This window comes from Paenibacillus pabuli, assembly GCF_039831995.1.
Classification (GTDB): domain Bacteria; phylum Bacillota; class Bacilli; order Paenibacillales; family Paenibacillaceae; genus Paenibacillus; species Paenibacillus pabuli_C.
In genome coordinates, this window is record NZ_JBDOIO010000005.1 from 337,112 (window position 1) to 351,551 (window position 14,440).

A 14,440-nucleotide genomic window follows, 5' to 3' on the forward strand; every position below is an offset into this window, starting at 1 on the left:
CAAATAAGATCGTCCTTAAAGGATTGGGAGCAGGAAAAGTCAAAAAAAAGATGACCCCGATTTATAATCGAAGGTCATCCTGCAATGATTTCATTTTGGTTAAAAACAAATCATAACGGTCCTACAGCTTAGGCTCTGGCACCAATTGGATAACCATTGTGCCGCTCTGGACACTTACGATATCTTCCGGAATAACCTCATCAGGCAGCGGCACTTGCTGACCGTAAGGATACAGACGATCCGCCTCAGCAGCCGTCAATGCTGTTGAAGAAGACGAGCCTGATCCCCCTGAGTTGACAGAGGAATCGGATGATGGGGTACCTGTCCCCCCCTCGGGGTCTTCATCCCCTTGCGCAGAGCCGGAAGCTCCACTCGCCTCAGTGCCTGCCGCTGAATCTTCAGCAGAGTCATCTGCCGTACTCGATTCTGTCCCCTGAACGGACTCCTCACCCTGCAGATCGTCATTCACCGATCCGGTGGACGGTTCCCCATCGGCTTCCTCCGTAGAGGTTGTATCTTCTGCTGATCCTGCCGTATCCGGGTCCTCATTCCGGTTAAAACTCTCCCAGTCCGATGTGCCATCCATCTCTAGCGTCGTGCCATCCTGCAAGGTTAATTCAAGCGGGCCAGGCAGTAACGCATTGCTGTCCGCTTCATTCCTGAAACGGATCACCAATTGTGCTTCGGTCTTCGTGCCATCCACCTCGGTTGCCGCTATGACATAAGCAATCTGCTCAGCTAACTGCACCTCGGGCTCTGCTGGAACCACGGGCTCCTGTGTCGATGGCGGTGCCGCTTCTGGTGCTTCCGTTTTATTCACTGTCAGGGCATACGTAACCACAGTAATACCCAGGAGCAGAATGACGATAACCGATCCTAGAAAAAGATTTTTCCTTTTGCCTGTCAGCATGCGCACAAGCGGTGATGAGAGTTCGTTCTTGGCCCGGTCATAAACCGGCTTCATCGTTCTACTCGCTCTCGTATAATATGGCTTGAATGCCGACTTGGACTTAAAGGCTTCACGGTCATGATCTTTGAAATAGGCTACAATGGCATCTGAATACGCTTTGCTCGCTTGGGAACTCCGCATGAACAACCTTTGGTTCCCCGACCATTCGAAAAATGAATACAATACTTCTTTCCCGTCAGCGCTGCTGCGGACAAACTCAATCAGCCCTGCATAGTCCAGCTTGCTGCCGTTTCCTCCCCGGTAGAAAGCCAGCGGCAGTGCCTCATATGCAGGTGTCCCCGGTTGATCCCGCAGTTCCCCTGCGAGCCATCTGCGGACCCAACGCTGAAGTTCATTCCGTTCCGCATGACTAAGTGATTCAAGCACCTCTTCTTCACGGTCTTCGCCGCTCAGCCATGCTCTGGCTGCCAGCATCATGTTTGTACGAGCCGTTACATCCTGCCCCTGACGCGCCGCCCAATCACGTACCTCGCTGTCATGCAGCAAAATATCAATGCTGAGTAGCTGCTCACGATTCACCCGTTCCAGATCAAGATCCTGAATCAAAAACAGGTTGATGACATAAGCCAGCTTGTCGGCCAGACGTGTCAGTTCTTCCTGATATGTGGATAGTCCCGCTGACTTAGCTCCACTTGAAGGGCTGGATCGGGTTACCGTCTGAGACTGTCCAATTCGGGCCTTAATTCCCTCGCCCACGAGCATGTCAGATGAAACCCGGTCCAGCACACTCACACGCTTGAGTGCTTCACTCGCAGCATGGACTGGATTCGGCGCAGAACATAATCGTTCACGCAGCTCCGTCGCTGTCCGTTCGAGCAGGAAGCTGTTGTGCACCGCGGACGTATGCGTAGTTACCCAGCGTTCGATCACACTTATAACATCTGAAGCGGTCTCGGTGCGTTTCAGCTGATTGTCCAGATAAGGTTCAAACAGCAGTTCTGTCAGTGATTCATTGGCCAGAACCTTATCAAAGAAGGCACGACTCAGCCCGGAATCTCGATCCAGCAGATTATACAATTCCTGTACGGCCCTCATCCGCTTCTGAGACCTGGCATTGTTCAACGCATAGATGAAATAATCCACGATGCGGGATTGGACGACAGGCGCAGCGACGCGGAAATATTCCGCGATGCGTGAGGCGACCGCCTCTTCAGGTACGTTCTCTCTTTTGACGCTGTCCAGTTCCCGGCTGAGCAGAGTGAGAAACAGTTCATTCAAGCGGGAACGTCGCTGTACGCCACCTTCGGGTTTCAGATAGGTCAGCAGCCCGCTCAGGACCCCGCCCTTATCATTCAAGTAGAGTTCTTCCATCCCTTGCTCAAGACGATAAAACATGGACAGTTCCCCATATGCCTGGATGGAAAGCTCCCGCCCCGGTTCTGTGCCGGACAGCATCTCGTCTGCAAAGGTATAAAAGGCATCTGCCGCAATCGGATCCTGCAAAAGCGACCAGGCAAACTCCGCATAGGGAAGCTGGGCAACCGACACATCCGCATGGGAAACCCTGCCCGTAGCCAAGTCGAAGGTGAAGTCCTTTTCCGTATTTCGATCTTTGGGACGGAGCGTACCCCGCTCTACAAACTGAAGATGGACTCCCTTTTTGGCCTGTGGCTCCTTGGCAAATGTCATGAAGCCAAGCTGCCGCCTGAACGCATAAGGCAGCGCTGCATAGAGGAGGCGAAGCAGTTCCTTGGCTCCGGCAGAGATCTCCTCGGCAGGCAGGTCGAGTGCAATGTATACCTTCCGCCGGGTCGCTACAGCCTGCATGACGGCGTAGAGCAGGCGTTTGAAGAGCGTCTCGTTCATTTTCAGTGCAGCCAGCATATCAGCTGGCGCTACAGAACGGACACTCGTGCCTGCTCCTGCTCCAGTGGCAGCCTCTCGGCCATTCAGTGGTGCACCCGGCAATTCCGTCAGGGCCGGCAATACCGTGCCTTGTTCGATGTCATATGACGTGGCGAACACGGCATCCAGCCAATTTCCCTGCTTCATCTGTTCCTCGGATCGTTCCGGAGACAGGACATAGTTGTGTGCAAAAAAGGCGCTGCGCAGCCCGGTAAAATCAGCAGACTGGTACACATTTTGACCAAGGATGGTCTCCCCGCTTTCCAGATGAATCAGATGAATGGATGGTGGGAATTTCGCCTGGTCCTTCTCACTGCGGCCTGATAACTCCGCTGGCGCGTCATAGACGCAGTAGGGATGAAGTATTTTTTTGATAAAAGAAGGGTCCAGTCCCGGCGATGCCGCAACTGTATCGAACCCCTCCGTCGTGCGAAACACCCCGCGCCGCTCTCTTGTGTACATCTGCTGTTCAATGGGCGGGGTCATGGAAGAACGCATCATCCCACTCTCCCCTCAATGTACTTCAGCTTGTACAGCAGCCACAGAAACGGCTCGTCCACACGAATGGGACTCACAACGCCCTGCAGCTTCATATCCACCGGATTGCTGCCCAGCGCAGATACCGCGAAATAGGCCGTATCCTTGAAGTACACATCCATCGTGCCCTTGAACGGACGATCCACCTTCTCGATAAAGCGCCGAATCTCCCCGTCGATATTCTCAAATTCGGTCAGATCAAACCAGTCGCGGTGTACCATATTGCGGAATACATTGCTGTTGGATTTGATATAATCCCCCTCTTCATCCTTGAGGGAATGCAGCATGTCGCTTTTGGTAAGTACAACGGCTGTAGGAATATCCGTCTTGGCTTTATCCTGATAAGCGATAAAATCACCGAACAGGGTCAGCACAACATCGCGTGGTTCATCATAGCGCGGCGTCCACTCGCCCGGCTCGTTGCCAAGGTTAATGCGGATCTTGTCCCGAATGGACCGAATCTGGAGCGGATCCACCATAAACAGAATGCCAGCTGAGTTCTTAATATGCTGACCATGCAGACCCAGATAATCCTGCTCCACCATACCTTCACCCGCCACATCAAAAAAGACCAGTGTCAGCGGTGCCTTATCTTCATCCTTAAATACGAATTGAAAAATAAACGGCTCCTGCAGCTTCTCCTTCTGCGTGGAATCCAGCAGATCTCCGCGCTCGAACAGCGGTTCTTCGTAATCTGCGCGGAACCTGCGGCTAATCTCCGCATTCAGCGGCATGCACGCCGCATCAAAATGGTCAGCCGTATAATGCTGGAGGGTATGAATCAGCGAAGTCATATACACCGATTTTCCCACCTGAGATGCCCCAATAATGGAAATGATATTGCTTGGCGCCTTACCTGCCGTTACCGGCAGCTCATTATGACAATGCGGGCACAACCGGCGCCGCGTAACGACACCATACCGGTCATTCAGTCCCATCACAATGTTATCCGAATAAATGCGATGTTCTTCAGGCACATCATGCGGAGCCAGAACGGCTTCCATATCGAATACCGTGTCCAGCCCAAATCGTTCGCGATACCGATTGAGCTTCGCATCTTCCCCCAGTGCATAATCCTCATCGTCATCCCGGTGATGCGCAGCCCGGAACACCACTTCTTCAGGCGAAAACTTACTGAAACAATACGGACAGACAATATCGTAAAACAGCGGCCGTTCTACGGGCTGTTGTTTCTTCAAAAACCGACTAAAAAAGCTCATAGCCACTCCCCTCCCTGTTCAGGCAGCCCGAGCTGCCTCACATTCATCTAATCTGATATTAGGCGGTAAACGGCTCCGTATTTCGGTCCGTCCGTGAAAAACAGCCTCACATAGTCATCCTTGGCCACTTCCACGGGCGGCATCTCGTTTCTTCCTGGAGCAAAATCACTGACAAAAGGATACACCGTGCCATCTTCCTTATGAAGTGGAACTCCGCCCTGCTTGCGTACATAACAAAGGGCTTCCTTAGGCACGGGTACTTCAGCCGTTACAGTCATGATTACACTTTTTCGTTTTTGAAAAAAACCGCTTTTGTACCGAATGGAGAAACGGATATCCGCCTTGCCTGCACTGGCGATGACCATATTCTCGTCATTCTGCTGACGCAGCAGCACCGGACCGTCTTCCTCCATTCGGCAAACATGTATCGTGTACCGGATGGCACCAAACCCTGTCATCCGGTCCGTATATCCGTTACTCGCCTTGTATTCTTCTCTTGTATATAGTTTCAACTTGCCAGGAACTGTCTGATCCCTGCTCTGTCCGCCTTCGACCATTTCAAGCTCCAACCGCTCCACGTACACGGCTTCCACACCTTCGGGCCAGAGCCAGCGCAGAGTACAGTCACCATCATCCACCGCAAGTGTAAGTCTGCGAATCAGAGGTACCGAAGGGTCCGCATCTGCATATCGCATGTGTCGCCAACCTCCCGATGTTTAAAATCCTTTGCTGCGTGTGTCTCTCCCCCGCTGACCGAATCCGTCTGCGGTCGGAGTTCCCCTGCCTGCCTCACGGCGACCCTTGTTCTTCCGCGGCGTATTCTCCTTGACTGGAATAATCCAAGTGAACAGAGTGAGTACTGCTGATAGTATGAGCATCGCACCCAGTCTCACAAAGGCATTCCCTACAGAAGAACCGTCCAGCCCCCATTCCAGCAAGAGCCCTGCAAGCAGGCCTGACACCGCTCCACCAATGCCGAAGCTGACTGCCAAATGGCGGTTATCGAACACCAGCCCAAGCGATACGCCCAATGCTGCGCCAATCAGCAGCATAGCGGCAACGCGGAAGATGGCCAGATAGGTGCTGTGTTCCATCATGCCCGTACGTTCCGTCACCAGCGTCCGTTCATCAATCGTATCGTAAATTTGCTGAAATGCCACGTTGAGACCGCCGGAATCCGGCACATCATAGTACAAACCGCCTGTCTGCTGAGCAATGCTGCGCAGCAAGTCGGTACCCGACGGGTCGACCAGACTGAGACCAACCGTGTTCACGGCAATCTGTTCATTCGCATACTGGGATAAAATATCCGAAGTATCTGCTTCACTGAATCCATCCGATAGTAAAATAGCTACCGTCCCTCGTTTAGGGTCCTGCTTGCCTTGAACCTGTTCCATGGCTTCCCGAAGCACGGCATCAAAGTTTGTACCACCCGACGTTGTGACAATGCCATCGATCTTGCCGTTCACCTCTGTTTTTGCCGCTTCACTATCTAGTGCGGTAAAAGGCTGAAGCAGCTGCGGCTGATCATCAAACGTAAGGACTGCTACCTGCTTATCACTTTCCATTTGATTGATTAACGTCTTGGCTGCCTCGAAACGCCCATTATCCGGGTCCGTTTCCGACATGCTGCCCGAGTTGTCGATCATCAGCACGATGTCCTTCACCTGCTTCACGCCGCCTGGATTGATCTGATACAACAGTTGAAATACCAGTCCAACGACAAACAGGAACGCCAGTGTTGCCGGAACGAGCAGTTTCCACGACAAGCCAAGATATCTCAGCTTCCAGGAAGACCCGTTCAGCTTGGGTGAGATCATCTCGGCAAGCAGACAGAACAGGCCTACGCTCAGCGCCAGCACGCCGAAATATAATCCCATCAGCAGCAGGCGAGGCATTTCCCCAAGCCACTGATGCAGCATGATTTCTCCTGCCGCAAATCCCACGGCTCCGCCAATCAGACTGAATAGGACCAGGAGAAGATTGATTTTTCGCTGCATGTTTGCATGCATCCTTTCCAAACCAGCCCATCATAGGCTGAATTAATACCGGAGTCGATCATGACATGTAGGTCTAACGCATAGGTAAAAGTTTATCAGCCAGGCCCGCGGGGTGCAGCTCATAGCCGTTCTCCGTGTAAGAGTCGTAATATACCTTGCCGTTGCGATACACCATCAGATCCTCCAGATGGAACCCTCCCATCAGGTTCAACTTTTCCACACCGCTGCTGCGTTCTTCGTACACAACGCCCAGCTTATAGATGCGGGACGTTTCCTCGGCATGCGCCGCATAATCCATGAAAGCACTGTGATGATCACCAAAGAAATACTTTTCTTCATACCGATGTTCCTGGGTATAATCGAATACCCGTATCCGGACAACCGCCTGATCTTCCAGCGTGCGATACAACCTGCGGAACAGATCATCGCGGGTCAATACGTTTTTATCCCCATAGGTGATCGTTACATTCGCCCGCTGCAGCAGCTCTTCCTCAAAAGGCAGCCTTAGCGGTTCTGCTGAGAGCAGCAACGTATGACATACCTCCATCAGACGTTGAAGCAGGTGCTCATGGCCTTCGGCAGCAAGCTGGTTAATGTCTCCCATATAACGCTCCTCGAACCATACATCGCGGCCGCGCTTGGCCTCCAAATCGGCTATCAGCGCTTCTGTCACCTTGCCGTAATACTCCATGACATTCTGTCCGATATATTCATCCGCGGCAGCGATACGTTCTTCTGCAGTTTCACGCAGCATGCGTTCCAGCGCTTCCAGTGCTGTCGTTACATTGCGGCTGAAGCGATGAAGCTGTTCCATGTCCGAATCGTAGATCCGGAACAACTGCAGTTCATTTTCCAGACGTAACAATTCGACTTTGGGTACATACACTCTCTCCAGCAAACAATCGATCAGATTCCGGACATTCTGCTTGTCCCGGAATAATGCCCGCTTGAACGGCTGATCCTCTACTTGCTCCTGCTGACGTTGTTCCAGCAGGGCTCGTGCCGAATCAAGCTTAACCGATTTGTCGCGAATGAGTCCCAGCAAGGCCTCACGTACGCTCCCGGGGCTGCTGTCACTCCATGACGCCCATTGGAAATAGCCAATCTCCGGATAGTCCGTCCGTGACTGCTCTGCCTGACGGAGCAGGGAACCCTGGCTGCTGCGCTGACGCAGACGTTCTTCGGCCGGACGTACCATGTTATCACGGAAATACGCCTCTGCTCCCTGGCCAAATAGCGCGCGCTCCGCTTCACGCAGCGATAGCGGCTTTAGATCGGAGAAACTGACATTATGCGTCATAATGCCGCTCATGCCGCCCACCAGATCCTGTTCAGGCAGGAGGCCTTCCACCTTACGCTCAACGGATGCCGCATCCAGGCCAAAGAAAGCAAGCTTGTCTTTCATGCTCCATTCCGGTTCCTGCCGCATCCGATCCAGGAGATAGCGGTATAGATGATACAATACCGCGAGTGCGATCGGCTGGTTGGGCCGTCTAATCTCCGCAAAACCCGCACTGGCATAGCCATGCTGATCCGAGGTGGTACGAATGTTGTTTTTGAACGACGTATTATTGTAGGTATTGGCCCCTGTGCTTGCAACGGCACCAAACGCATCGGGATCCTGTTTCCGGTTCTTCAGCAAGCAGATCCTGCAGATAATCTCGGCATTCTCTATCCATCCCCCGGCCACGCCGGTTCCTCGCTCATTTTTGTCAGACAGGATATAGACAAGATCAAACAGAGGCGAAGAAGGGTGCACTACGGGAATAGAAATCCCATCTTCCGTTACGAGCAGATTACCGCTGAACGTGTAGTCCAGTGCTTGCATATAATCCAGTTCTCGTAAAAAGGCGAGTCCGGCTGCACTTGCATATCCGAAGGAATCCACCTGCTCCATCTCACTGACCAGCACATGCAGATCCGTCTGAACCGACTTGAATGATTGGGCCAAAATGGTTTCGGTAAGCTTGGTCAATTCCGGCAGAAGCACATTCAGCGGATCATCTGCCCTTGTCACGACAGTAACGTAAATCCGGTCAAACGATGAATATAACCGGCCGTATTCTGCAATCCGGTTGCTCACCCGGCGTAACGTGCGATTCAGACCGAAGAGCGCCTGTTCCGAATCGTGAAAGCTGCGGTGTACATCCTTGCGCATGGTCTTCGAAGGACGCTCCGCTTGCGCGGTGGATAGAGGCAAGGTATGGCGGGTCACCTGACCATCTTCCAATGAATCACGATCCACCCGTTCACCTTGTTCCTTCCGGCCTTCTGTTCCAATCTGGAGATACACCACACCTTCTCCGTTATCCCACTTCAACTGATTGATCTCCCGCACAGCAGCCATAGCCGGTTCGGCCAGGTCGCCTACAAACAGAAACAGGGCCGGGTAATGGATGCTGCTTCGTCCATCACCCAGGCTGCCTTGCCGCTCCTGCTCTGCCGCATACTGTGCTGCATACTTCTCCAGATCCCGCTTCAGGGTATTGTTCAATTTGAACTCCATCCCGGCACCCATGTTACTTCAGCCTTCTGCGGATGTCATTCAGCTTCGACGACATCGTTCTGTAGAACTGATAGATGTCTTCACCGTTCGCCAGCTCCACGCGTTCGTACTCGAGACGGTCGCGCGATTCCATGAACAGGGCAGCCAGATCATCCAGTTTGGCCAGCAGTGGAGCGATGTCCTCTGAAGCCGTTAGTTCGTTATCCCGGCGGGAAGCTTTGCGCAGCAGTGTACTGCGATCTTTCTCGGACAGGCCGCGGAAGTTGCCGAACACTTCATACTCGGCAAAGTTGCGGCTCTTCATCAGGTTCGCGAACGGTTCCCAGGCATCTTCTTCCGGATCGCGGTCGTAGACGTAGAGTGCGCCTTTTTTGACAATGGTATCTGTATACAGAGCTTCGATGAAGCGATCATACCACTGTTCCTCATCCTGATACTGTGCCAGAATGCCTTCCAGTTCAGCCACTTTGGCCGAGATGGCATTCATCTTCGCGAGTTCTTCACGTACCCGTGCGATAAGCTGCGGGGAACGTACCAGGTTTTCTTTGGCCATATCTTCATTAATACTGCCGAAAATATCCTTAACCCCTACACGCGGCAGCCCTTCGGATTGCAGACGTTTCAGTTCCGTAACTGCGCGTTTTACCTCACCCAGATTCGGAGTCGTCGACGTCAGACGCATGTCATAAGCATTCAGCTTCGCGGCAAGGTCAAACGGTTCCGTTGTAACGACGGCATAACGATTGCTCGTATTTTCGTCGATCGTTTTGGCTGTAATGATGTTGTATCCAATCGCTTGCTCGAATTCGGTACGTACGCGGGCGTTATACTGCTTCACCCGGGCATTCTCGTATACATCGCCCCAGGACTTTTCCGGAATCGGAGATGGCAGATAGGTCCAGTTGTTTTTCTCCGTCTGTACCAGATGGCGGCCGATGCCTTCCTTGTCCAAAATGGTGCGTTCATAACTTTCCTCATAGACTTTAAGCGGCGTATACACAAACAGCGGCACCCCGTTGCGCGTGTTCAGCCAGAAAATCCGGTTGCGGACTTCGCTTTCCTTGACGGTAAAGTGGGATTTGCCCACCGCATTGTTCTGATAGTTGCGAATCCCTTTGAGAATGCCTGGTGCCTGTGTCGGCACAGAGACGAATCCCCATGATGGGAAATGCAGACTGCCTGTGCTGTTGCTCAGGTTGAACACCGGAACGGCCTCATCATCCAGCTTGCCTGCGATGTGACGCTCTACGAATTTCTCGACGGACTCGTCCTGCCCATACTTAATCACCAGGAAATCTTCCATGGAGCGGGTAATGAGGTCCCCGAACTTCTCGGTGAGGAAGTCTGAAATGGAGCTGACCACGTCAATCTCATTCTCCTTGACCCACTGATTCGAGTTCTCGAGCAGTTCACGGGAGAAGTCGCGGATCAGGTCATCCGTATCACGTTTGTCCAGCAGTCCATCCACCACATTGACGATATCCGGTACACTAACAACGTTCCAATAGTAGGTTTTGTTGCCTTTGTGATCGGACTGCTCCTCACCACGCGTCAGAATATCCCCATTTTTGGAGAAGATCGAGCTGAGTGCATTCAGCGTTTCCGTAAACACATTGTAGATGCGGCTGTTCTCCTGGTTCAGCAGTTCATACAGATCCTCATAGAACTCGATCATCTGATCGTTGCGTTCCACGTCGGCGTGCAGCCAGTATTCATGAATTTTAGCTTCAATATAAGCATTCTTTTTCTTCTCTTTGGAGACAAAGGCACTCTTCGCGTCGCCCAGCTTCTCCTCGGACTGCTCCTGCGCAGCCTCAATGTCACGTGGAATCCGGAATGCATTCTCTCGCAGGGTTTCGATATACGACTGGATCATCTTCAGTATACAGAACCCTTTTTCCGTGTAGATCAGACGGGAGACGTAGAAAGGACCCTGTTCGGGATGCAAAAACATGCGCCGGATCTGTTCGGTAAATTGACCTGCAATCTCACCCGGCAGCTGTTTCTTCGCCTTGATATATTCCTCGCGGGCACGGGCCAGGAAGTTCTGCTCCAGCTCGGTGTCCATGTTCACCACCTGTGATTTCACGACATTGCTGTATGACAGGCGTTCGCTGTTCTGATAACCCGGCAGCGGCTCTGGCACGCGGGATTCGAAGGACTTCACGACACTTTCGAGATCGATGCCCAGCTTGCGGGCGAACTTCTCCGTGTCCTCCTGGTTCGGCGCTTTGGAGAACATGGTGCTCATTTTGTCAAACATCCGGTATGCCAGATAGGTGGTCATCTCTTCAATCGGCAGTACTGCCGAGGAGGCACCAATAATGTTGTAATCATAGTTGGCCGGATAGGCCTTGTTCATCTGTGCAATATTGGTACGGATGTTGCTGATATAATCGTGAATGGCGAATTCCTCGCCCGACTGCTTCTCCTCGCTGGCCATAAAGTTGGTGATGTTCTCGGCCGTCACGTTCATGCAGTAGTCGTAGGCGTTCTCCAGCAGCTTGCCTTCCGTATTCGTTGCCGAAATTAGGTGACACAGGTTAAACGGCGGCAGCGGTGAATTGACGTTTAGAATATTGCCGTATTTCTGCGTGAAACGCTCCCCGCGGCTGTCCACGTTCATCCAGTAATCCAGCTCTTTGAGCGCAGCATAACCGTTCTTGCGAATGTACTCGCGAGTATGTTCGCTCAAGCTTTTGTTCGATAGATTCACGTCTGGCGTAAACAGGTACCCCAGCGTGTTGACGCGGTCGATCCCGGCAGAACCGTGATCTCGTTCAATGATACCGCGCACGATATAGGAGATATCGAGGAAGCAGCCACTGCCCGTACCGCCGGACAAACCGGTCAGAAGGAACACCATCAGTTTTTTGTTGGTGCCTACGGATAACGTTTTAATCTTTTTGTCGATCGCCTGTACGACCTGATTGATTTTGGTGAACAGCAGCAAACGTCCAGCCTGGCGTACCCCTGCTGCTCCATTCATGCCGTCCGTGATGCTCAGTTCCGGTGACAGCCAGTCTGTAATATATGGCTCAAGCACACTGCGGTTCTGCAGCAGTCCGCCAATCTCGGCATTGGACAGCAGGACGAATTCGTTAATCGGATCAAGCCCGATGCCTTTGTACTTCTTCGCACGATCCTGCTCGTTGGTTTCAAACGCGAGAAATTCCACGTTGTCCGGCTTGTCCATTTTTTTCTTGGATACCGGATCCTGAGGCAGCTTGAAGCGGCGGTTAATCTGGTATTTGAGACGCAGCAGCGCATCAATCCCCGTTCCTCCAAGACCGATAATCAGGATTGGGTTATCAATCGTATCGACCCTGATCTTTTCGCTGACGATCCCTCCGCCTAGCGATACATCCAGCTGCTGAATATGTTCTCTGACAATTGGTTTCATTCCATGTCCTCCCTTTTGTTCAACGCACATGCCTTGCTTAGGCATTCGAAACTTCTTATACCAGATACTCAATCAAAATCGTCTTATCCGCCTGTTGCAGCGGGATGCTCAGCCGGTCACCGTTCTTCAGTTCAACGCCTGAGCTTGCATCAACGGCACGTCCGGATTTCTCCAATGTACCGCCTGCGGTGTTGCGAATTATTAATCGATCCCCGTTGCTGGGCGTAAATATATATTTCTCGGTTTCCTTCAATTCCGGATCCAGCTGTAACAGCTGGTGCAGATGGAATCTGCCCCGGAAGGATGCCAGCTTTTTGTATTGCGGATAGGACTTGTCTCCGGTGTTCTCATCCCGAATTTCGACAATGATCTGACCGACAAAGCCGCGGTTTTTGCGTTTCAGCCAGCCCATCAGGAACCATGCACCAACTGCAACCACAATCAAGGCTAGGACTCCCAAAATAACAGGTAACCACGGAAACGGCTTGTCCTGCTCACCACCTGAAGTGGTTGGCTGCGTTCCCGCGCCTGCCGTACCTCCTGCATTGATGGTGATTGGCGCACTTTCGCGGTAGAAGCTGTCTTCTTCCGCACGAATTACCAGTTCATAGTTATGATTGTCCGGCACTTCAAAGGTACCTGCAAAACCGCTGCCCGTGTTCTCCAGCGGCTGCTCCTCACTTTTGTTCGTATCCAGATCGGTCACGACCAATGTCGCCTTCATATCTGCATACAGATCATTATCCTGGAGTGGCTGACCTCCATTTTCCAACTTGGCCGTCAGATCCACCTTGTCGCCCTTCGTATAGGACTTGGTCTTAATTGGGTCCACAACAAGCTGCAGATCGTAGTTGAACAGCAGGTTGATATCAATGCTGTCTTTCGGAGCCCCTTTTACCCGAAGTTTCCAGTCGCCTTCCTGAGGCTTGAGCAGCTTGACCAGTGAATAACTTTTGGATGTCGAGAGCTTGGCTGCATCCGAGTTCAGATCCACGGCTTTGCCCGAAGGATCGGTCAATTCGATCTCCACCTGCTTGGATGACATAATCGAAATATTTGCTTCAAGCACGCTGTCATTCGGCACGTTCACGGTAACTTCCTGATAACTCCCGTTCCCTGTGATTGAAGGCAGTTTCACCACATTCAGCTTGGCATGATCTGCAAATATCTCACTCAATATCTGCGGCAGATCATCCGGCGTATCGGTGATGAATGACTTGCCTCCCGTCTGACTGGCCAGATCGGCTAGCGCACCCTTATTCAGTTTACCGTTTGCGTTCAGTCCGATCGTATATACGGGAATGCCCTGACCCTGTGCTTCCTTGACCGCCTTCGCCAGATCTGCATCAGACTGCGCCTGGGTGCGACCTTTGGTTTTGTTAAAATCATTGTTGCCGTCTGCAAGCAGTACGATCATGGGTGAGTGCGAGGCATCTGCACTGTGATTCAGCACATTCACCGCTTCAGCTACCCCGACAGAGATATCAGTGTATGGCCCGCGGCCGAGCTGATCAATAAATTCTTTCAGGCTGCTCTTGTCCGCATCGGACTGAATCTCCAGCAGCGCTTTTTCCCGCTCTACCTGATCGGTATAAGCAACAATCCCTACCTTGTCCCCCTGGACCGGCAGCATATCAATAAACATTTTCATGGCTTCATTGCTGATCTTGTCTCGGTCACTTGTATTCATCGAGTTACTTACATCGGCTACAAGCACCGCGTCGATCCCGCTCGTCTGTGCCTGAGCAGCTGCAGCTTGGGGCAGCAACGCCTTAGGCAGCAGCAGCGTTAGAAATGTCAGCAGAACCAGGGTTCCGCTGAGCCAGCGTATTTTGCGTGTCCGCAGCATTGGGTGTACTCCTTCACGTTTGAGATTAAAATGGGAATAGTTTATTATAGGCGTCAAGCCTTAAGGAAATCTTAACAGTCTACTAATATATTCTGAAAAGCACCCCTATC

General features: G+C 52.1%; 7 protein-coding genes. All 7 read right to left on the reverse strand.

What is annotated here, in order from left to right; all coding sequences use genetic code 11:
- Positions 1 to 121: 121 nt before the first annotated feature.
- Positions 122 to 3,316, reverse strand: a complete 3,195-nt coding sequence (locus ABGV42_RS28275; RefSeq protein WP_347384691.1) for a hypothetical protein — start codon at positions 3,314 to 3,316, stop codon at positions 122 to 124.
- A complete protein-coding gene (locus ABGV42_RS28280; RefSeq protein ID WP_347384692.1) occupies positions 3,313 to 4,572 on the reverse strand; it encodes a TRAFAC clade GTPase domain-containing protein in 1,260 nt (419 codons plus the stop codon). Before ABGV42_RS28280 ends, ABGV42_RS28275 begins: the two co-directional genes overlap by 4 nt.
- Before the next feature lie 47 nt (positions 4,573 to 4,619).
- Complete coding sequence (locus tag ABGV42_RS28285; protein ID WP_347384693.1) at positions 4,620 to 5,267, reverse strand: beta-mannanase; 648 nt, start codon at positions 5,265 to 5,267, stop codon at positions 4,620 to 4,622.
- A gap of 21 nt (positions 5,268 to 5,288) precedes the next feature.
- On the reverse strand, positions 5,289 to 6,572 hold the full coding sequence (locus ABGV42_RS28290) for a vWA domain-containing protein (RefSeq protein ID WP_347384694.1): 1,284 nt from the start codon (positions 6,570 to 6,572) through the stop codon (positions 5,289 to 5,291).
- 73 nt (positions 6,573 to 6,645) lie between these two features.
- Entirely contained in the window at positions 6,646 to 9,090 is a 2,445-nt protein-coding gene (locus ABGV42_RS28295) for a transcription initiation factor TFIID (RefSeq protein WP_347384695.1), read from the reverse strand.
- A gap of 1 nt (position 9,091) precedes the next feature.
- Positions 9,092 to 12,481, reverse strand: a complete 3,390-nt coding sequence (locus ABGV42_RS28300) for a tubulin-like doman-containing protein (protein WP_347384696.1) — start codon at positions 12,479 to 12,481, stop codon at positions 9,092 to 9,094.
- Positions 12,482 to 12,536: 55 nt separating this feature from the next.
- Positions 12,537 to 14,330: a vWA domain-containing protein gene (locus ABGV42_RS28305; RefSeq protein WP_347384697.1), complete on the reverse strand. Its 1,794-nt coding sequence runs from the start codon at positions 14,328 to 14,330 to the stop codon at positions 12,537 to 12,539.
- Positions 14,331 to 14,440 lie beyond the last annotated feature (110 nt).

Excerpts from the sequence above, each read along its gene's own strand:
- ABGV42_RS28280 (WP_347384692.1), bottom strand. The coding sequence starts at position 4,572 with ATGAGCTTTTTTAGTCGGTTTTTGAAGAAACAACAGCCCGTAGAACGG.
- ABGV42_RS28285 (WP_347384693.1), bottom strand. The coding sequence starts at position 5,267 with ATGCGATATGCAGATGCGGACCCTTCGGTACCTCTGATTCGCAGACTT.
- ABGV42_RS28295 (WP_347384695.1), bottom strand. The coding sequence starts at position 9,090 with ATGGGTGCCGGGATGGAGTTCAAATTGAACAATACCCTGAAGCGGGAT.
- ABGV42_RS28305 (WP_347384697.1), bottom strand. The coding sequence starts at position 14,330 with ATGCTGCGGACACGCAAAATACGCTGGCTCAGCGGAACCCTGGTTCTG.
- ABGV42_RS28275 (WP_347384691.1), bottom strand. The coding sequence starts at position 3,316 with ATGATGCGTTCTTCCATGACCCCGCCCATTGAACAGCAGATGTACACA.
- ABGV42_RS28290 (WP_347384694.1), bottom strand. The coding sequence starts at position 6,572 with ATGCAGCGAAAAATCAATCTTCTCCTGGTCCTATTCAGTCTGATTGGC.
- ABGV42_RS28300 (WP_347384696.1), bottom strand. The coding sequence starts at position 12,481 with ATGAAACCAATTGTCAGAGAACATATTCAGCAGCTGGATGTATCGCTA.